Here is a 21209-nt window from a genome sequence, read left to right on the forward strand (position 1 = left end):
GTCTTATCCAACAGCAGGTTTTGATGTGGCCATCGCTTCAGGTTGATCCGAGACAATTTGAACTTCTTTGCCTTCTGCAAGACGGTCAATCCCTTCTAAAACCACCTGCTCCGTACCATTTAAGCCAGTTAAAACTTGAATCTGCCCATTAGAACTTAAGCCAAGGGTGAGCATACGAATTTCTGCTTTTTTCTGCGAATTAACAATATACACATAGGTGCCTTTGGCCCCATGTTGCACGGCGTCACTTGGAATACTGATGGCATCTTGAACGGTATGTGCATTTAAACGAACATTGACAAACTGATTAGGAAATAAAACATCATCACGATTATCAAAAATTGCCTTGATCTTTAATGTGCCTGTATTGGCATCAATCTGGTTATCCAAAGCCTGTACATGCCCAACCGCAAGTTGCTTTTGTTCTGCTTTATCCCATGCCTTGACTGGTATTTGATGTCCCTGTTTCATGTTGTTACGCAAATGAGCCAAATCATGTTCAGCAACTGAAAATTGTACATAAATGGGATGAACTTGGGTGATGCTAACCAAACCTGTCGTGTCATTGGCCTGAATTAAATTACCCGCATCTTTCTGCTGAAAACCAACTCGACCATTAATCGGTGAATAAATTTTGGTATAAGACAATTGTAATTTGGCTGCATCTACCTGTGCACGATTGGCCTGTATTTGCCCTTTCAACTGATTGACTAAAGCGAGCTGTTGCTCAACTTGTTGTTTAGCAATTGAGTCTTGCTTAAACAGCAGTTGATAACGTGCTAACTCAGTTTCTGCATTTAGTAGTTGAGCTAAGTTTTGCTGTTGTGTCCCCTCTGCTTGTGCCAGAGCTAACTGAAATGGCGCAGGGTCAACTTGAGCAAGAAGTTGTCCTTTCTGGACAGTCTGACCTTCTTTAAAATAAATCTGCTTGAGAACACCCGAAACCTGAGTTTGAACATTCACTGTATGGGTCGGAACAACTGTACCGATGGCTTTAATTTCCACCTGCAGATCTTGTCGCTGCACAGGCACAACACGCACAGGGACAGGTTTATCCCATTGACTATATTCTTCGCTAGGTTGAGACATAGCTTTTTTCCAATACAGCCCTCCCATGCCTAACAATAAAATGACAATGATGAATCCAATCCAAAGTGTTCGACGATTAAGAAAATGTTTTGTTGGGTTGTTATTGTTCAATGGCTCACTCATTACATTTCCTATTCATTACAAAAAATTCTCGCCCAACACATACTGTTCAAAATCGAAAGATCCATACAATTTTTTAAAATTTGATCAAATTAAGTATTTAAAAAATTGAAACTTCCTATCCCAAATCACGCATATCTATTAATAAGACGGATGAAAACAAAAAACAGCTCACGCTAAATGTTGCTATTTGTAATTGCATTTAATAATGATTATCATTAATATTCAACCTTTCATTTCTTTATCCCACTTTTACTGCTGAGATTCAGGATATTGTTCTAGGGTCATGAGTTAAAAATATGAACTTAAATGTCCAAAAAAAATTGTGGTTTAGTCATCTCTACAACACCCATCAAACAACCTTGTTGTCATGGTTCAAACACAAACTGCAACACCACCATCAGTCTGAAGACCTGAGTCAGGAAGTGTTTTATCGTGCTCTGAAAAGTGAATATTGTTTTGAAAAAATTAAAGAGCCTCAAGCATGGCTCATGGGTATTGCTAAACATGTGATCATTGACCACTGGCGGCATCAGCATGTTGAAAGGTTATATTTAGATGCGTTGGCACAATTACCAGAAAACTACTACCCTTCGGCAGAACATGAGGTGTGCATTCGAGAAACCTTATATCAGGTTCATCGTATGCTTGAGAAGCTACCAACACGTACATCTCAGGTCTTTTTGTTGTCTCAGTTAGATGGTCTGACCTATCGAGCGATTAGCGAAAAGCTGAATATTTCTGAAGCAACGGTAAAAAGAGATATGAAGCAGGCTTTTTTAGCCTGTATAAGTCTTTATAATCCAACCGACTAATCGATTTCCTTACAACTGCTATGTCACAGCCTTCACCCCTACCTGAAAGTATCTTAGATGCAGCCGCTGATTGGCTGGTGCTGATTCACTCTGGGGAAATCACCGAAATACAGCTACAACAATTTGAGCAATGGAAGTCTGAAAGTAAGGAACATGCTTTAGCTATTTCACAAATCGAACGTTTTACACAAGGTTTATCAGGTTTACCTTCATCTTTCCAACCTGATGCATTAGTAGAGTCTAAGCAAAAATTTAATACTTCTTTAAAACACAATATGCTGTTTGGGCTATCAGGCTTTTTAGTCCTTGGTTTAAGTGCATATAGTATGCCTTGGGCAAAGTGGCAAGCCGACTACCACACCCAAGTGGGTGAAATTAAAATAGTGCCTTTGACTGACGGCACGAAGCTGATTTTAGCCAGTAATAGTTATGTCAATATCGACTTTTCAAAACAAACCAGACAAGTTGAATTGGTTGAAGGTGAGATTTATATTCAGACGGCAAAAGATCCGAAGCATCGCCCATTTATAGTCACAACCAAAGATGGAAAGATTGAAGCCTTAGGTACACAGTTTACAGTTCGCCAAGAAGACGAATATCGCACTAAAGTCAAAGTTTATGAACATGCGGTAGCTTTATATCCTGCTGAAACAACTACACGAAAACTTTTACAACAAGGCCAACGTACCAGTTTTGATGCCGATACAATTTCAGCCATCAATCCACTGAAGAATGAGCAACCGTATTGGACGCAACATCTACTGGTTGTGGAGCAATGGCCACTTAAAAAAGTGCTAGATGAATTGTACCGTTATCAAAATGGAACCTATTTTATCGATCCTGAGTTAGAAAAAGTTCATGTTTCAGGGGTGTTTTCATTAAAAAACCCAAAGCAAAGTCTAGAGAACTTGGCCTATACCCATCAGCTTGAATTAGATTATTACAGCGCTTATTTATTAAAAATAAAAAAAAGATAAAAATTTGACCCTTTTTTTGAGCTGACTCGACTTATACAGAAATACACTCCCAGTCGAGAACACCGCATGAAGGATTATCAGGCAAAAAGTAGATTAGCGATGGCTATTCGCGCAGTTTTATGGGGCATGCCACTGATGGCAGGAAGCTTCGCTACTACTGCTGTTTATGCTGCCACAACGTATCCTGTGAACATTACTAATCTCCCTTTAGATGAGGCGCTAAAACAACTCGCAATCCAAACAGGGACTACCATCAGCTATGACTCAAAGACCCTCTCAAATTTGCAAGCTAAGTCGCTAAAAGGTAATTATGCAGTCGATCAAGCATTGGCTGCATTATTACAACCTCATGCTTTGGTTGCAGTAAAAGTCAACAATGGCGGTTATAGTATTCAAGCAAAACAACGAGTTCAAGCTCAAACAAGAGAAGTTCAACTTGAAGCCATTCATAGTCAAGCCAATAACGCTTCGCGTGCAAACAGTAGTCAAGTGACCAGTGCAGATGGAACTGCTCAGCTCGCAACTATTTCTTTAAAAGCAACTGATCAAAATGTAACAAATGTTGGAAAGCAAGCTCAGAATATTAAAGATATTCCCCAATCCGTGACAGTCATGTCTCGGCAGCGTATTGATGAGCAAGGCTTAAAAACGCTTGATGATGTGATGGTACAAACAACCGGTGTGACACGTGAACAACTCTGGTTGAATAATAACTATAGTGCACGTGGTCTAAAGATCGAAAATATTCGTTATGATGGGGGTAGTGCATCTAGCCTACAAGACCGAAGTAATAGTGCAGATTTAGCGCAATATGAGTCCGTAGAGGTACTACGTGGCGCGGATGGATTATTTGGAGCAGGTGAAGCTGGAGGTGTCATTAACTTGACATCAAAAAGGCCAAAAGCCGAAACAGCTATTAATGGAACCATTTCTGCAGGTAGCTGGAATAACTATCATACAGAGTTAGATGCTACTGGTTCATTAACACAAGATCAAAGTATTAAAGGTCGTTTGGTCACAGTTTTTCAAGATCAGGACTTTTTCTACAAACCAACTCATAACCGTCGTGAAATGATCTATGGTGCATTAAGCTTTGACTTATTACCAGAAACTACCCTCTTTACAGGTCTAAGCTATCAAAAAGATAAAACTGATGCCTTTAATGCAAGCTTGCCGCGTTGGGAAGATGGTGCAGATTTAAATTTACCACGCAGTACGACAATGGGTGCACCATGGAGCTGGGTAGAGCGTGAAAACATTGCTCTTTTTGCCAATCTACAACACCAAATCAACGACGACTGGAAAGCACAGTTCAATGTTCGCCACAATATTGGTGATGATGCTATTAATGGCGCAGAAATGGAAGGTGCTGTCAGTTACGATACTCACCAAAGCCAATGGTGGCGTTATCAAGATGATACAAGCTTTAAGGAAACAACTTTAGATTTAAATTTACAGGGACGTTTTAATCTATTTGAACAAAAGCACGACATCATTTTAGGAATTGACCATACCAATAATCATAAAGACTATAAACAAAACTGGACTTATTATGCCGATGGCGATGCATTTGACCGTGTTGCACCTCCAGAATGGGACTATCCACCTGCTACTTGGGAAGTAAACAATACCAATGAAAGTAATAAATCTGCATTTTATGGGTCTTTAAAGGTACGACCTATTGATGATTTAGCATTAATTATTGGTGGCCGATATACCTTTAAAGATGAATTAACCATCGACAATCATAAGACCAATATTCGAAATACTTATACGGAAGACAAAACCTTTGTTCCTTATTATGGTATTACGTATGATATTTTCCCATCAACAACGACTTATGCAAGTTATGCTGAAATTTATAAAAACCAACGTAATTATTTAGTTGCAGCCGATGGCCCTGGACTTGACCCTTTAACAGGTCGAAATATTGAATTTGGTATCAAACATCAGATTAATTCAAATCTGCTTGCATCGATTGCCTACTTCAATATTAAAAAAGAAAAGGAGAAAGTTTATAACACATGGACAAGTATTCCAAATAGCAACTCGTCATGTTGTTATATCGGGACAGGAACCATGGAAAGTAAGGGTGTCGATGTTGAGTTAAATGGCAATATTACTCCAGACTGGAATTTATCTGTTGGATATACCTACAATAAAAATGAGAAAAAAGACAATACGGACAATCCATACAACACTTACACCCCTAAAAACCTACTCAAGATTTGGACTACATATCAACTTGATCAATTCCTTGATGGTTTGGAAGTAGGTGGTGGTGTGATCGCACAAAGTAAAACCTATGCTAGTGGCTCAGTCAGGGCATTCAATCCCGCGACACAAAAATTTGATGGTGCATGGACGAGTATTGAACTAGTTCAACCTAATTATGCTGTTTGGTCTGCACGTGTGGCTTATGATATTAATCCTCAATGGAATATTGCACTTAATCTAAATAATATTTTTGATAAAACTTATTACAGCACTATTGGCTATCCGGGTTATGGTAATTTTTATGGTGAACCCCGTAGTTTCCTTTTAACTCTAAAGGCAAGTTATTAAAATTTGTAACGTCAATAACTTGCTTAATGAGGAACATCATCTAGCTCTAAGACAGTGGCATTATTTTCATATGAAAGTAATGCCGCTTTTTTATGTATTATTTTTCTCTAATGAAACGAGTCGGCTAGACAAAACGTTATTTCTTGCTCAAGAGCGCTCTCAAATGCTGCTGCACCGCAGGCCATTCACTTTTTAAAATACTGTACACATATGTATCTCTTAAAATATCGTTTTGTACAATTTGATGGCTTCTAAGTACCCCGTCTAGTTTTGCCCCTAAACGTTCAATCGCAGCCCGACTTTTAAAATTAAAAGAAGACGTACGGAACTCAACCGCAATACAATTCAAAGTATCAAATGCATGCGAAAGCAGAAGATTTTTACACTCCGTATTGACATAACTACGCTGCGCGGACTGGCTATACCATGTTGAACCAATTTCAACACGGCGGTGCTCGGCTTCAATATTCATAAAAGTCGTCATCCCTAACAGCCGACCACTGTCTCGTGCTTCAACCGTAAATGGCAACATAGTGCCCAGCCGCTGTAAATCTAGGCGGCGTTGGATTTCAGCCGTCATCTGCTCAGGTGAAGGAATGCGGGTATACCACAGTTTCCATAGCTCACCATCACGCACTGACTCACACAGTGCTGGTGCATGTTCAAATTCAAGCGGTTTTAATATAATTCTCTCACCTTGTAAAACCACAGGTTTTAAGCACTGCATGGCTCACTCCTTATATTTCAATTCGTTAAATTGGATCATCTGTGGCTAGTTCGAGTTGATTTTTGATGTTGCAATCAAATGCATTGCATCGGCTATCTCAAGCTGTCCCGTTTTTGTCAGTGCATTCGCTACACCCAGAACATCTCGATGTTCTTTGTTTTGGCCGAGTTTCGATTTGCCTTGCAACTGAGTAATTTCAATTTCGATCCCCACAATTGCTTTTAGCATAGGTTCAAGATAGTCCTTCGGAGCATCCGACATTTTCCACGGCTCGGGTTGTGTTGCTTCATGAGTTCGTGTCAAACGTGCCACCACACCGCGTACATAGCGCTCATCATCCCGAATAGTCACACGACCATAAGCATGTACCACTCGATAGTTCCATGTCGGTACTTGCTGATGATGCTCTTGTTTGCTGGGATACCACTGCGGTGAGATATACGCATCTCCAGCTCGAAAGACCACCAACACTTCATCGCCATTCTTCAGGTCTTGCCAAACAGGATTATTTCGAGAGACATGGGCATGCAATATGCCAAATTCAGTATTATCAGCTTGTAATTCAAAGGGTAAGTGATTCGCGTCTAAACCACTGATCCCATGTGTAAATAAAATACCCAATGGATAATTCTGTATGAGCTGATGTAGCTCATCTATTTGAGTCACTTCAAAATCTGCTGGAATATACACGGCACAGCCTCCTTGAGCTCATTGTTGCTATATTTGTTGTTGTAAATTCTCAGGTTTAATTGGATTATTCAAAAGTACCAGTTTGTATTACTTTGAGTAGACCAGAATTATGGCAAGAATGGCAAAAGTCGTAGAACTTCCCTCTATCGCAAAACTCAATAAAGTGCAGGGACAAATAGCCGCCCAACTGATTCAAGCCTTGCGACAAGCGGTACAAAATGGTGATTTACAAGCAGGCGATCCCTTACCTTCATCGCGAGAATTGGCGATGACATTAAGTGTTTCGCGTGGCACCATTATTGAAGCGTATGATCAACTCTTAGCTGAAGGGGTTTTAGAGGCACGTGCGCGCCAAGGCACTTTCGTTTCAGATGCCTTATCGCATTCAAAGTCTCAGCAAACTCAGGAGCGGAGAAATACTCAGCCTACTCACGTTCAGCTAACACCTGCAGCTCAAGCCTATGCTGAAGTATTGAAAGAATTTAAACCGCTTCCCCATCTTCCTTTTGCAGTCTCTGTACCTGTTGGGCGCACCCAACCAAATGATATTTGGAGAAAATTTGGCAACCGCTATCGTGCTCGAGGAGTAGGTGCACCCTCAGGTTATGATGACCCACAAGGTGTATTTTCCTTACGAGTTGCGATTGCTGACTATGTACGACGCTCTCGTTCTGTACACTGTGAACCTGAGCAAATAGTGATTATCAGTGGCATCCAACAGGCACTCTATATCTGTAGTCAGATTCTATTTAAAGCACAAGACCAAGTTTGGGTCGAGGACCCTGCCTACCGCGGTACAACGGCGCTACTAGAAAACTCAATACAACCCTTACACATTGTTCGTGTTCCCGTGGATGAAGAAGGAATTCAAGTCGATACAGGTATAAACCTCGCGCCCAATGCCCGAGCTGCTTTTGTCACCCCATCTCATCAATACCCAATTGGCATGCCGATGAGTTTAGCTAGACGCACAGCATTGCTCACGTGGGCCAAACAGCAAAGCGCTTGGATTATTGAAGACGATTATGACAGTGAACTGCGCTACAGTGGCCAGCCTTTTCCAGCCTTGCAAGGGTTAGCACCTGAACAAGTCATCTATTTGGGGACATTTAGCAAAGTGCTGTTCCCATCACTGCGCCTCGGCTATGCTGTACTGCCCGAAGCGTTGGTCGCCCCTTTTTGTGGATTGCGTGTTTTGATCGATCGTCATCCTCCCTCTGCTGATCAGCATGTTTTGGCTGCTTTTATTCAAGAAGGTTATTTAGAACGTCATATTCGACGTATTCGTAATGTCTATGCAGAGAACCGTCGATATTTGATTGACATGATTGAGCATTATATTCCAAAACACTTAGGCTATTTACAAGCTGGAGATCAAGGCATGCATATGGTGCTCTGGCTTGCAGATTACATGGATGATCGGAAAATCGCTCAAGCTGTACTCGATGCGGGTATCGCGATTAAAGCGGTTTCGCCAACCTTTTCCTTAGAACGTAAACGCTCTGGTTTAGTACTTGGTTTAGGAGATTTTGAGTTGATACAAATACAACGTGCTATAAAAAGCTTGGCAAGAATTCTCAAGCAGCATGAGCAACCCCTTGAGGTGGAGTAAATTCACGTGATTCATCATCAGGTTTATAAGCGGCTGACCCCCATTTTTCCGTATAATGTCGGCAGCGCTCAGTAACCTTAAAAATTGCACTGTAAATTTGTTTTAAACCAGACGATGGAAATGCTAAACAGAATTTACAAATTAAATGAATATGTTAAAGACTACAAACAAAATGAACTCGACGAAAGCAACATGGATTGGTCTGGCGGCCATTGTATTATGGAGTTTAATTATTGCTCTGATTAAAGAAGTGAGCAACAGCTTTGGAGCAATTGGTGGAGCCGCCCTCATCTACTCATTGGCCTCTGTTTTTTTGTTGCTCTTATTTGGTTGGCCTCGATTAAAAGAATTTCCTCTTCGCTATCTGATTTGGGGGAGCTTGCTATTTGTCTCTTATGAAATTTGCCTTGCCCTGTCCATTGGTTACTCAACCAGTAGTCGACAAGCCATCGAAGTTGGCATGGTGAACTACCTGTGGCCGACCTTTACCATCATTTTTGCGATTGTATTTAATAAACAAAAAGCCAATTTTCTCATCGTACCCGGCTTTTTAATCTCTTTGATCGGTATATGTTGGGTGCTGGGCGGTGATCAAGGATTAAGCTTTAAAGGCATGCTCAGTAATGTGCAAAATAACCCTTTAAGCTATGGTTTGGCATTGCTCGGCACTGTACTTTGGGCGTCTTATTGCACCCTCACCGCAAAAATGGCGAATGGTAAAAATGGAGTAACGCTATTTTTCATTTTAGTTTCAATTGTGCTGTGGGTTAAATGGTTGCTATTAGGTGAAAGCACTTTTAGTTTTGAACTGCAACCCACCATTTATTTAGTCCTCGCAGCCTTTGCAATGGGTATGGGCTATGGTGCATGGAATATTGGTATATTGCATGGCAATGTCACACTATTGGCTGCAGCATCGTATTTTATTCCTGTGCTTTCTGCTGTGGTTTCCGCTGTCATTTTAAGTACGCATTTAACTTTCAGTTTTTGGCAAGGCGCGTTGATGGTCTGTCTCGGCGCTTTATTGTGTTGGGTTTCGACCAAAACCATAGCATAAATGATTTAAAACAGCGTCTATCTCAGGCAAATTTTCAGCTCTAACGCTTATCCTTAAAACCCGTAACTTAATAAAAAAGCCAACGATGACATTACATGCGTTGGCTTTTTTATTGTTTCAAAACAGTGGATGGATATTAGCGTTCACGCAGTGCCTCTTTGGCTTTGTTAAACGGTTTTATTAAATAGTCCAACACTGTCTTATGTCCTGTTTTAATATCCACGACTGCCACCATACCCGGTGTAATATTAAATTGTTTACCCTGCTTATTGATGAGTTTATCTGAATCTGTACGGATATAAGCACGATAATAGAACTGATCTTGTTTGACTTCGTCTCGTAATGTATCTGGTGAAATGATCGTCACTTTTCCATGCAAACCGCCATAAATTGAATAATCATAGGCCGTCACTTTCACCAAAGCATCTTGATCTGGTCGAATAAAAGCAATATCGCGTGGCGATATGCGGGCCTCAATTAAAAGCTGTTCATCTAAAGGAACGATTGTCATCAACTTTCCATTTTGTGGAATGACACCACCAATGGTCATGACATCAATTTCTTTGACAATGCCCCGTACAGGTGACTTAAAAACAGTGCGCTGTAAGGTATCCGTTTTGCCTTTGATCACCTGTGCTTGAGTTTCAATATCAATATTGGCTTTGGCCAATTCTTCCCGTGCTTTAACATAATATTGATTGCGGATATCATTCATCTGATTTCGAAGGTCATTGGCCTCTCGTTTCAAACGAAGTACCTCTACTTCACTGGCTGCCCCTTTTGCGACAAGAGGTTCTGTCATCGCAAGCTCCTGTTCCACCAAAACCAAAGCCTGACTTAAGCCAGATACCGAATCATTTAAATTTGAACGACGAGATTGATATAAGGCAGTTTCTTCACTAACTAACTTTGGTATTTTTAGCACATCTTCTGGAAATACCAAGGGAGTAGCGTTGACCTCCGAACGAAGTCGTGCAGCAGTCGCTTTTGACGCAATTAAGAGTGATTCTGACTCACCTACATTTGAAGCAAAACGCGTTGGATCTAGCTGTGCTAGAACTTGCCCTTGCTTTACAATTTCCCCTTCACTGACATACAGTTTAGTTAAAATCCCGCCTTCTAAGGATTGAATCGATTGTTCTTTAGATGATGGAATGACTTTACCTGAGCCTGTAGAGACTTCTTCTAATTCAAAAAACCATGCCCAAGCCAACAGCACAAGTAATCCAATACAAATCACCCAAATGAACTTGCTAACACTGGGTAAAGGCGGTTGAAAGTTGAGAGCAGAAACGCTTTTTTTACTAGACTCCGTTTGACTCATGACTTCAACACCTCAGCAGTTTTTTGTTGTTTTGATTGATTTAGAATCTGATCTCGTGGTCCATCCATGACGATCTTTCCATCATTCACCACAATAATCCGATCGACAAGCTCTAAGACCGCACGACGATGCGTCGCAATAATCATAGTTTTTGGTCTTAACCAGTGCTTTAAATGATCAATTAATTGTTTTTCTGTGACTTCATCTAAAAATGACGTTGGTTCATCGAGCAGTAAAATATTCGGCTGACAAATCAATAAGCGCGCCATTAACAAAGCCTGACGTTGTCCACCTGAAAACCCAGTACCGCCTTCTAAAATTTGAAAATCGAGCCCTTCCTTTTTAGCTTGAATAAAATCGAGTGCACCTGTAATTTTTAAGACATTTAAAATTTCTTGATCACTGGCCAGAGGTGCTCCAAGCGTCAAATTCTCTCGAACTGTGCCAAAAAAGAGATGTGCATTTTGATTGAGTAAACCCATATCTCGCCTTACATCTGCAGGATCAATCAGTCTTAATTCAAGCCCATCAAGTTTAATTTTGCCTTGTGTGGGTTCTTGCATCCCCGATAACAACTGTAATAGGGTCGATTTACCTGCACCATTTCGTCCAAGAATTGCTATCTTCTCACCAGGTCTTATGACTAATTTAGCAATGTGTAAATTGGGTTTTTCATCTCCATCGCTGTATTTAAAGCTAACATCTGTTAAATCATAATCACCATTGATCACAGGACGATGAATTAAATGCGCCCGATCGGGTTGATCAACCGTTCGTTTCATCAATTCATCTAGACCCGTTTTTGCAACTTTTGCCTGTTGGAAACGGCCAAGTACACCTGTGATTTGAGCTATAGGTCCAAGCATGCGAGAAGACAGCATTGAACAGGCCACCAATGCCCCCGTTGTCATTTCACCTTTCATGACCGCAAAACAACCCACTAACACGACAACAGCAAAGGTTAACCCTTGAATCTTCTGTGTCCATGCATTCAAAACACCTACCAACTTTCTCTGACGCATAGAAATATCCGCAGAAATTTCATTCATTCGGTTCCATTGATTTTGAAACCGAGACTCAGCTCTAAGCAGTTTAATATCTTCAATACCCTGTACCACTTCAACGAGCATGGCATTACGAATCGCACTCTCACGCATACCCTCTTTAGCCAGTTTTGCTAAAGGCTTTTGAATCAGCAGACCCGGCAAAATCATCAGGGGGACAACCACGAGCATGACCCAAAACAGATTGCCGCCAATGAGCCAAAAAATAACTAAGAACATTAAGAAAAAAGGTAAGTCGGCAATTGCTGAAATGGTGGTTGAAGTGACCAGTTCACGAACCCCGTCTAATTCTCTAATTTGAGAAATAAATGTACCTGTTGATTTTGAACGCTCTTTATTTTTAATACGTAAAGCATGACCAAATACCCGATCCGATATTTTTAAATCTGCTCTTTTACCAATAATGTCCGATAAAAAAACCCGTGCAACGCGTATCGAAAACTCAAAAATTGCAGCAATTAATACTCCACCTGCCAGCACCCACAACGTTGGGATTGACTGTGCTGGAATGACACGGTCATAGACATTCATAGAAAATACGACGGTTGCTAATGCAAGAATATTCGCCATTAAAGAGGCAAACATAATGTCGATATAACGTTTCCAGTCTTGTAATACGATGCCCCAAAACCAACTGGCTTCATAAGGCTTGATGTATTCATCAACCCGGACATCACTCACCGATTTTTCAGGTCGAATGATATAAACAAAGCGAATATGTTCTTGTAGTTTCGTAATGGTATAGGTTTGTGTAAGCCCTTCGTCAGCACTGAACTGGATGCTGATATTGCCATCTGAATCTGCTTTTTCAATTACAGCGACTTGTCCATCTGATAACTCGACAACGACAGGTAACAACCATGGGTTGAGTAAATCTTGACTGAATGGCACTTGACGCAGACTCATTCCTAGTTGGCGGGTTATGAGTGTCAAAGTCTCCGCGATAGAATCACTTTGATTCCAGTTGAGTTGCAAACGAAGTTGTTCTTCTGATGTTTCGATACGATAATGCTTTGCAATACGAAGCACTGCTTTTAGCCATGGTTGGTAATTCAATGAACTGCTCATGACACCACCTCAAACCCCTGAATAGGCGTATTATTTAACTGATAAACCGCTCTACTACGTCCAGTAATTTCAATGTATCGAATCAGTGCCGCATAAATATCATAGCGCGCAGCCTCAATTTCCTGAGCTGCACCATGTATTGCTTGTTCTGCATTGAGCAAGTCAACAACAGTTCGTGTTCCTAATTTATATTGTTCTTGATAGAGCTCTTTGGTTCGTTTTGTGGTTTCACGTCGTTGAGCAAGCACCACCATTTGCTTTTGCTTACTTTCCACTTCTGTCTGAATCAAACGAGTTTGATCCAATACATCTAAATAAACGGTACTCACTTGTGCTTTAGCCGCTTCTTCTGCATAGCTAGCAGCACGGTTTCTCGCACTAACTGCGCCACCTTGAAAAAAGGTGCTTGAAGCTTCAAGCATGATTGAATTATAAAAACCATCATCTTCGTTATTATTTGGATTGCGCCCATTTACCGCCTGACTCAGGCTGCCTTTAATATTTAACGTTGGATAGACATTTAATTTAGTTTGTTGCTTCTGAAATTTCGCAATCTGAACTGCCGTTTGTGCGGCCATCATTTTTGAAACGTTATTAAAATCAATTTCATCGTATAACCCTGCTTTTTCAACTAAAAAGCTTGGCATATTTACATTGGTACTTGAAACGTCGTAACCCAATAAAGTTCTTAGTTTTTGTTGGTATTGATGTAATTGCGCCTCCTGAACCACTTTAGTCGATTGTGCCGCTTCTAAATTTGATTGCGCTTGAATTGGGTCTGCTTGGCTACTAATACCTGCTTGTGCGCGTAACCTCGCAATTTCGGCGATACGACCAATACCACTGATTTGTTGATCGGCAATTTTTACAAGCTCTTCATAGCGTTTGATGTTCACAATCGCATTCGCCACTTGGTATGAAATATCATCTATTTCAAGCAATAACTGCGCCTGATCTTGCATCAGTTTCGCTTGCTCTACCGTCACGGCACTTTTAATTTTGCCGAAGTCATACAGCATTTGTGTCGCTGAAATGCTAAAAACTTGTCGGCCACGCTCTCCTGTCGTAAAATCGCCAGTATTGAATCCTCCGGAAATTTGAGGAAAATATTGTGATTTGACGGTATCAATATTTGCTTGCTGCTGAGCAACTTCCGCAATGCCTTGAGTAATTTCAGGGCGACGTTGCAGTGCCTGCCGAATTGCATCTAGAAAATCCAGTTGGCTTCTTTTTGCTACAGCGTCAGATCTTACACTACGACTTGGCATGTCAGTCGTCACTGCGGCTCTTATTTTGGGTAACTCTTGGACTGACGATGTATTGATGAATAAACGATTAAAATCATCAATCTTAATCGTATTGGCTTGATCATCAGGTTTAGGCTGCCATATTTGGCTGATTTTACTTTTAACTGAAGATGGTTGCTCTGTATTGGCACTTGCGAATGTTGCAGGAAGCAATAAAGCTAGACTTAAATATAAGGATGAGTGCCAAAGACCAGAACTCTTAAGTATACAAACATGATGCGTTTTTTTTCCAGTAATAGACCATTTGTGCTTTAAAAAAATTGATCCAGAGTTTGATTCAGAGCGAATCATTTCCTTTTTTTTCATTTATAAAATTTCTCATTTGCCAACATGCGCACTTGCTGTGTCTTTGGGTACTTTTTTTCTGTTAGCAATTTTTGCATGGCTTCTCCGCCTTGCTTTTTATATGTTTTACAGTAGGTTGCTGAAACAGCCAACTCATCTAATGCCCGCCATTCATAGACACTAGCATCAACAAATAAACCATCTGTTGGTACAGGAATATCAATTGCCTGAACTGCAAAATAACAAGCTAGATCAAAATCTTTTTTCAATCGGTAGTAACGAGCTAACTCGTAAAGTGGTTCTGCACGATGTTGCTTAGCTATCCAACTCTTTAAATATTCATGATGTACAACTCCTTCATCCAACCCCAAACGATCAGCCATTTGAGCTGCACGTAGCTGTGCCATCCAACGTTCTTCTTCCCAACCCTCTGCAGCTGCCCGCTTTAAATAGAACTCTCGACTCTTTTCAAACATCCCAGCATCACGGTAACTTTGTGCCAAATAAAAAACATAGCGTAAATTATCTGGCTCATCTATGAGTCCTTGTTCTAGCAAAGCAATATCATTGAGATATGTATTTTTATTTTTTGCTCGAGCACCATCATGCTGAACAAATATGTTCAAGCCTTCAAGTGTTTGCCAACGGTGTAATTGCTGTGAGTGAAGGTATTCATGTATGACCCCTTTCCAAGTCCATTCTAGAGCTGTAGAAATCATGGCATTGCGTCGATAACGCAAAGCGCCATAAATCACTGGAAAATAATAGGCTTTCGCCGTAAGTGCAGGTAAAACAAAATCTTCAGCGGCTTGTAACTGTTCATCCGCATCAATGAATAAGAGATAATCCGCAGCAGGCAGATCTTCTGAGACTGCAAGCTGTAGTGCCTCTGTACGGTTGTACCCAAAATTTTTCCAAGGCCGTTCATATAACTGCCCAGGAATGTCTTTTAAATAGTCTTGAATAATGTCCTGTGTTCCGTCACTAGAACCGGTATCTACAATGCACCATGAATCTATCCAAGGTTTAACTGACGCCAAACATCTTAAGATGACATGCGCCTCATTTTTAACAATCATATTTAGGCGAATATGCTTTTTCATTTATTACTTATATCCAATTCATCAAATACATAGAGAAGAGATGCTTTGTGTTTAAACCCACAAAGCATCCTTTTTATTCATTTCCTTCTGTTTAGAAAATGATTTGATTATTGTCTAACAGTGTTTTGAGTTGATCCTCAGCAGTAGCACCCAAATCAATAGCATTGATATTATTGAGAACCAAGAGATCTGCTTTACCAAAACCTCCTGCACTGCCATCACGGTCAATTGCAATCACTGCATGTCCATTCACATCAGTTGTCACAGAGATATAATTACTTATATTAGTCGCAGTCTGATGTCCATCAAGCAATGCAGAAACATCAATTTTGTCCGCCCCTGCACCAACAGTAAAGTCAGTCCAAGTATCGACCCCATTGCCACCTGTTGGCGCGTTACCTAGATTATCGAGTAGTTCATACAACACGGTGTCGCTATCTAAACCACCTATGAAGGTGTCATTTCCTGATCCTCCAATCAGTAAGTCATTCCCTGCACCACCAATCAGTGTGTCATCGCCATCGCCACCACGTAACAAGTCATTGCCTGAACCACCTGTTAATGTGTCATTACCAGCATAACCATATAAACGCACCCCATCGGTTGCGGTAGATTGGTCTAAAGCATCTACACCTGTCGTACCCTCAAAAATAAACTCACTACCATTACTGAAGTTATCCAGTAGGTTGATATTAATTAGACTACCGCCACTCTCCGTTGAGGATGCACCTTGACTATCAATGGCTGTCATTGAAACTGAGTTCAGTACATTTGTAGTTAACAAAGTACCTGTAAGTAATGTGCCATCTTCCGCATGCATTTCAACGGCAGCCAATAACTCATTAATAGCCAAGTTACTAATGGTTCCACCATCTAGTGCCGTAATAATGAGTGTATTGCTATAGCCGAGTAGATTGAGTAAACCACCATCTGTCACTGAGGTCACTTTCAAACCCAGCTCAGTAGCCAACTCTGTACTTACGGTAAAGTAAGCACGTGTTAAGCCAACATTAACTACAGGTTGATAAACCAATTCAACACGTTGCAGGTTGTTGTTTACATCGACAACTGAATAAGCTTGGCGACTTAGATCAAGTAGACCTAGTGCATCTACACCGATTAAACCTAAGAGCGTAGATACTTCTAGGCTAATCTCCGGAGCCACATTATTTGGATCAAAGTTAGGTTGATATTGATTGGCATCCTCTAGACTACCCACGCCTAAATCCACAGTATGGGTATCGGTATCTCCATCGCCATCTTTAACTTCAATACCAATATTTAGCTCATTATCCGTTTTAATGGCATCATAAGTAGCTTGGTCAACCGTTTGCTCCCCAATCACCAATTTTCCAGATTTAAGCAAGTAAGAAATTAGTTCATCTTGAGACGCAAATTGCCCTACAAAGCCAGTTACACCTTCCAGAACAATAACTTGATCTACTCCACCATTCCCTGCAGTGCTGATGTGAATTTCTGTATTGCCTGCTGCTTCAACAAACGATACATAGTCCCCAATGTTGACTGAACTTGTCCCTACTCGGTCTGCATTTGGCAACAACCCAGATAAATCAATAATGTCTCCACCTTGGGCAACTGAACGAATATCAAAATCGATGACTGTATCTCGTGCAGGAGTAACAGTCGTGCCTTGGTCGCCAGACTCCCACTTAAAGACATCACGACCTAGGCCGCCTGTAAGCGTGTCATCACCTTTGCCACCAATAATAATGTCATTACCTGCACCAGCATTAATTGTGTCATTTCCAGTACCACCGCGGATAATGTCAGCAAAGTTACTGCCAGTGATAGTGTCATCGCCATCTAAACCAAAGATTTGAACAGACGATGTCGCACCACTTTGGTTAAGATTGGAACCGTTATCTTTAATCACAGTAGTATTCGACTGGATTCCATCACTAAGTAGCCCTAACTGAATCGTTAAATCTTGAGATTCTGGAGCGCTTAGTGCCCCAGCCTGATCTGTTGCTTGTAGATTTAAAGTAGTGAGTAGATTCAAATTTGAACCAAGTAGATCTAACAAACCACCGCCACTATCTGTTGCTTCAACTGTCCCTAATAACTGATTGACAGCTAATGAGTCAATGACACCATTAGCAGTTAGCGACTCAATGACTAAGCTCGCTTTGAAGTTATTATTATAATCACCCGCAACAGCTGTAACTTTTAAACCTAACTCAGTTGCCATCTGAACATCATAATCAAGAACGAGTTTGCCATTTAATACCTCATTCAACAAGTCAGTTAATGGCTTAACAACTGGTGCTACTATCCCTGCAATTAAACCATTTGGATTTGTAATTAACTGATCTATAAGATCTGTAACACCCAAACCCTCCAAGAGATTAGCAACTACATCTCCTAACCCTAAAATATCTCCTGGAATATTTCTTAATCCATCAACAACGCTATTCAACTGCTGTGTAACCAATACATCTAATGCTGAGCTCAAATTAGAGGTTTCATATCCAACATTCACCTTGGTCAAGTTCTCATTGGTATCCGAAACGGAGAACGTCTGTGTTTGTGAAAGATCAATTACGCCCAGTGCATCCGCATTGATAATACCGCCACCAAGTAAGCCACCAGCGCCAGCAATGTTCGCCTCAGGCGCTTCATTGACTGCAAGACCTTGACCTGTAACTTCAACAGTATAATTTCCGGTGTCTAAATTCACCGTAATGGTTTCACCACGAGCAGTGGTAACCACTAAAGACGTATCTGAACCATCCACTACAGTATGTGAGGCAACAACACCTGAGTTACCAAAGTCATTAGGTGTTGTCACTGTCGTACCATCATAAGTAAACTCGATACCTTCAATAGTTACTTTACTGACATGTGCGCCTTCTGAATCGCCACCAAAAGTTTCAACAGCAGAGCCACGGTAAGTTTGCGGTACGCTGATATCGAGCGTATCTGCGCCTTGTATGATTTGCTGTGTTAAGTTAGCAGTGCTATCTGTCGCTGCAGTAGGCACACCATCTACAACGTCTAGTATCAATACATCATGCGCAACACCACCATCGAGAACAGGTACAGTAATTGTGATTTTGTCTGCACCAGCCAATGCATGATCCAAACTATGGTTTTGAACAATCGTATAGTCGCCATTGTTATTGATCGTGATACTCAACACTGGCTCAGCAAGACCTGCTACCGTTGCAACAAAAGGACTTGCTGCTGTTCCTGCCCCACTCCAAACCACAGCAACGCCACCCACAGTGAGTACAACTGGGTTACCGACTCCATCAACTGCCGTTACTGGCGCTGAGGTACTGTCCATAGCTAGGCTTATACCTGTTTTAACAGTGCTGCCTGTAACAGGTGGATTTACACCAACTCCTGCAAGTACAGAATCATTCAGTACTGCTGGAATATCTAGGGTATAAGCCGCATCAGCCGTTGCAGGTGAAGCATTTCCTGCAGGATCTGTAAATACAGCCTCTACAGATACATTTCCTGCACCATCTGCAAACTGACTACCCGGAATACTGGCTGTCCACGTATTGCCCGTTACTATTGCTGGATACTCCGCTCCATTCACAGTAACTATGACTGTTGTAGTGGCTGCATCAGTTGAAATCGTAAGCGTTCCTGTGACCGTGATATTGCCACTCGCCTCGGTTGTGTCAACTACACCATCCACAGCTATAGGTGTATCAATTGAAACAGCACCGCCTGTTGGCGCAGCAGTATCTATTTCGAAACTTAATGATGGTGACGAAGTCGAAGTATTTCCGTTGGTGTCAGATACCGTATATGTAATAACATAATCATTATCAATCCAATCCGCAGCTGGGGTATAACTCCACTCACCATTAGGCTGAACGATAATTGGTGTTCCTGATCCAGTGACTGGCGCCCCATTGACATAAAGATTAATGGTTTCACCTGGAACTCGACCAGTCCCTGTAATTTCAGGGCGACTATCATTGGTCACAGAATTATTGGCAATATTTCCAGTTTGAAGCTCAACATCATCTACTGCTGTTGGTGCAAGTATTGGTGTAGCAGGTGGTAAAACATCGACAACAATGGCATCAGAAATTCGATCTACATTACCCCACTCATCTGTTGCACTAATTTCGATTGGGTTCTGACCTTCACGTACCGAAACATTGACATTTAAAGTTCCATTCGTAACTTCCGTCGGACTTAGAACATATTTGTCACCATTAACGACAACAATATCTCCAACTTGAGCATCGGCTCCTAAAGTAATTTGAATTTGTGTATTGTTTTTACCATTGAGTTCTTGTCCACTCAGCGTGCTGTTGTTATCTAAATCATCAGGGAAATCAATAGACTCCACAATATTACGAGCCGCTCCATCAATCTGTATATCTTTAGATGCATCATCCAACTCGGTCCCTGTATTAGATTTAATATCAACATCTAGCGTCTCAGTTTGACCTTGCGTTACAGGTACATCTAGAAATTCTACGTATTTTTGATCTATGTCTGCTTGCGTTACTGTATGTTCTACGCCGCCCAAAGAAACAACATCTCCTACGCGGACATCGTCACCAATCTGCACACGAACATCGATTGTACTGCCCAAACCTAGCTCAGTATTATCAATAATGTTATTTCCATTCGTATCACTTATGACATTCACATCACCAATATAGTTCCCATCAGTGACTTCAAAGAATTTAAAGTCTACATCTGTCTGACCATCGCTATTTGAGGCATCAACACGTATAAAATTTAACCCTTCCAATACAGATACAGAAACTTCTATTTCTCCTGCATCAATATTTTGTTGAGTAAGCACATACGGAGCCCCATTTACTACAATGACATCATTTGCCTTGGCATCTGTACCCAATGCAATCGTTATTGTATTTGGCCCATCTAAAAGCTCGCGTTGACTGAGTTTTCCATTTGCATTTGCATCGGCATTTAAAGTAATGCCTGTAATCAAATCAGCAGATCCACTTACACCTGTAGCACCAGTTTCACCTGTGGCACCCGTAGATCCTGTAGCACCAGTTTCGCCCGTGGCACCCGTAGATCCAGTTGCACCTGTGGCACCCGTTGCACCATCTGCACCTGTGGCACCTGTTGCGCCAGTCGCACCATCTGCACCTTTGAGGTAATCAATCAGATCGTTTGTATCAGAACCCGGTGGTAATTCACCCGCATCAATCAGCAACTCTAATGCTGATTTACCATCTGCACCTGTGGCACCTGTTGCACCAGTCGCACCATCTGCACCTTTGAGGTAGTCAATCAGGTCATTCGTATCAGAACCCGGTGGTAACTCACCCGCATCAATCAGCAACTCTAATGCTGATTTACCATCTGCACCTGTGGCACCTGTTGCGCCAGTCGCACCATCTGCACCTTTAAGGTAATCAATCAGATCGTTTGTATCAG

The 21209-nt window shown here is 41.3% G+C and carries 13 protein-coding genes; 5 read left to right on the forward strand and 8 right to left on the reverse strand.

Going from position 1 to position 21209, the window contains the following annotated elements; translation table 11 throughout:
- Positions 1–3 precede the first annotated feature (3 nt).
- The gene (locus GVX98_RS07010; protein WP_159127633.1) at positions 4–1212 is read right to left on the reverse strand and encodes an efflux RND transporter periplasmic adaptor subunit; all 1209 of its coding nucleotides are present in this window, start codon (positions 1210–1212) and stop codon (positions 4–6) included.
- Positions 1213–1508: 296 nt separating this feature from the next.
- Here GVX98_RS07010 and GVX98_RS07015 point away from each other — a divergent pair, with 296 nt between their 5' ends.
- The 3 genes from GVX98_RS07015 to GVX98_RS07025 all read left to right on the forward strand — a co-directional run bounded on the left by GVX98_RS07015 (position 1509) and on the right by GVX98_RS07025 (position 5566).
- Positions 1509–2024 (forward strand): sigma-70 family RNA polymerase sigma factor, encoded by a 516-nt coding sequence (locus GVX98_RS07015; protein ID WP_087014265.1) that lies wholly within the window; start codon positions 1509–1511, stop codon positions 2022–2024.
- A gap of 20 nt (positions 2025–2044) precedes the next feature.
- A complete protein-coding gene (locus tag GVX98_RS07020; RefSeq protein ID WP_159127634.1) occupies positions 2045–3001 on the forward strand; it encodes a FecR family protein in 957 nt (318 codons plus the stop codon).
- A 99-nt stretch (positions 3002–3100) separates the two neighbouring features.
- Positions 3101–5566 (forward strand): TonB-dependent receptor, encoded by a 2466-nt coding sequence (locus GVX98_RS07025; protein ID WP_228716273.1) that lies wholly within the window; start codon positions 3101–3103, stop codon positions 5564–5566.
- Between the two features lie 136 nt (positions 5567–5702).
- On the opposite strand, the gene GVX98_RS07030 is transcribed toward GVX98_RS07025, so the two are convergent.
- A complete protein-coding gene (locus GVX98_RS07030; protein ID WP_159127636.1) occupies positions 5703–6293 on the reverse strand; it encodes a GNAT family N-acetyltransferase in 591 nt (196 codons plus the stop codon).
- A 45-nt stretch (positions 6294–6338) separates the two neighbouring features.
- Positions 6339–6983 (reverse strand): FMN-binding negative transcriptional regulator, encoded by a 645-nt coding sequence (locus GVX98_RS07035; protein WP_159127637.1) that lies wholly within the window; start codon positions 6981–6983, stop codon positions 6339–6341.
- Between the two features lie 109 nt (positions 6984–7092).
- On the opposite strand from GVX98_RS07035, the gene GVX98_RS07040 reads away from it, so the two are divergent.
- Together GVX98_RS07040 and yddG are read left to right on the forward strand one after the other, a co-directional pair.
- A complete protein-coding gene (locus GVX98_RS07040) occupies positions 7093–8595 on the forward strand; it encodes a PLP-dependent aminotransferase family protein (RefSeq protein WP_159127638.1) in 1503 nt (500 codons plus the stop codon).
- A 172-nt stretch (positions 8596–8767) separates the two neighbouring features.
- On the forward strand, positions 8768–9652 hold the full coding sequence (yddG, locus tag GVX98_RS07045) for an aromatic amino acid DMT transporter YddG (protein ID WP_159127639.1): 885 nt from the start codon (positions 8768–8770) through the stop codon (positions 9650–9652).
- A gap of 136 nt (positions 9653–9788) precedes the next feature.
- Here the strand turns inward: yddG and GVX98_RS07050 are convergent, their stop codons facing one another.
- The 5 genes from GVX98_RS07050 to GVX98_RS16805 form a co-directional block, all read right to left on the reverse strand.
- Positions 9789–10976, reverse strand: a complete 1188-nt coding sequence (locus GVX98_RS07050) for an HlyD family efflux transporter periplasmic adaptor subunit (protein ID WP_159127640.1) — start codon at positions 10974–10976, stop codon at positions 9789–9791.
- Positions 10973–13108, reverse strand: coding sequence for a type I secretion system permease/ATPase (locus GVX98_RS07055; protein ID WP_004980244.1), 2136 nt, complete (start codon positions 13106–13108; stop codon positions 10973–10975). Before GVX98_RS07055 ends, GVX98_RS07050 begins: the two co-directional genes overlap by 4 nt.
- On the reverse strand, positions 13105–14721 hold the full coding sequence (locus GVX98_RS07060; protein WP_159127641.1) for a TolC family protein: 1617 nt from the start codon (positions 14719–14721) through the stop codon (positions 13105–13107). The genes GVX98_RS07055 and GVX98_RS07060 overlap by 4 nt, the downstream gene beginning before the upstream one ends.
- A complete protein-coding gene (locus tag GVX98_RS07065; protein WP_004980250.1) occupies positions 14718–15803 on the reverse strand; it encodes a glycosyltransferase in 1086 nt (361 codons plus the stop codon). The genes GVX98_RS07060 and GVX98_RS07065 overlap by 4 nt, the downstream gene beginning before the upstream one ends.
- Before the next feature lie 91 nt (positions 15804–15894).
- The coding region (locus GVX98_RS16805; RefSeq protein WP_216070680.1) for an S-layer family protein at positions 15895–21209 on the reverse strand (5315 nt) is incomplete at its 5' end.

Origin of the sequence: Acinetobacter sp. 8I-beige, assembly GCF_902505955.1 — a bacterium.
Taxonomy (GTDB): Bacteria; Pseudomonadota; Gammaproteobacteria; order Pseudomonadales; family Moraxellaceae; genus Acinetobacter; species Acinetobacter johnsonii.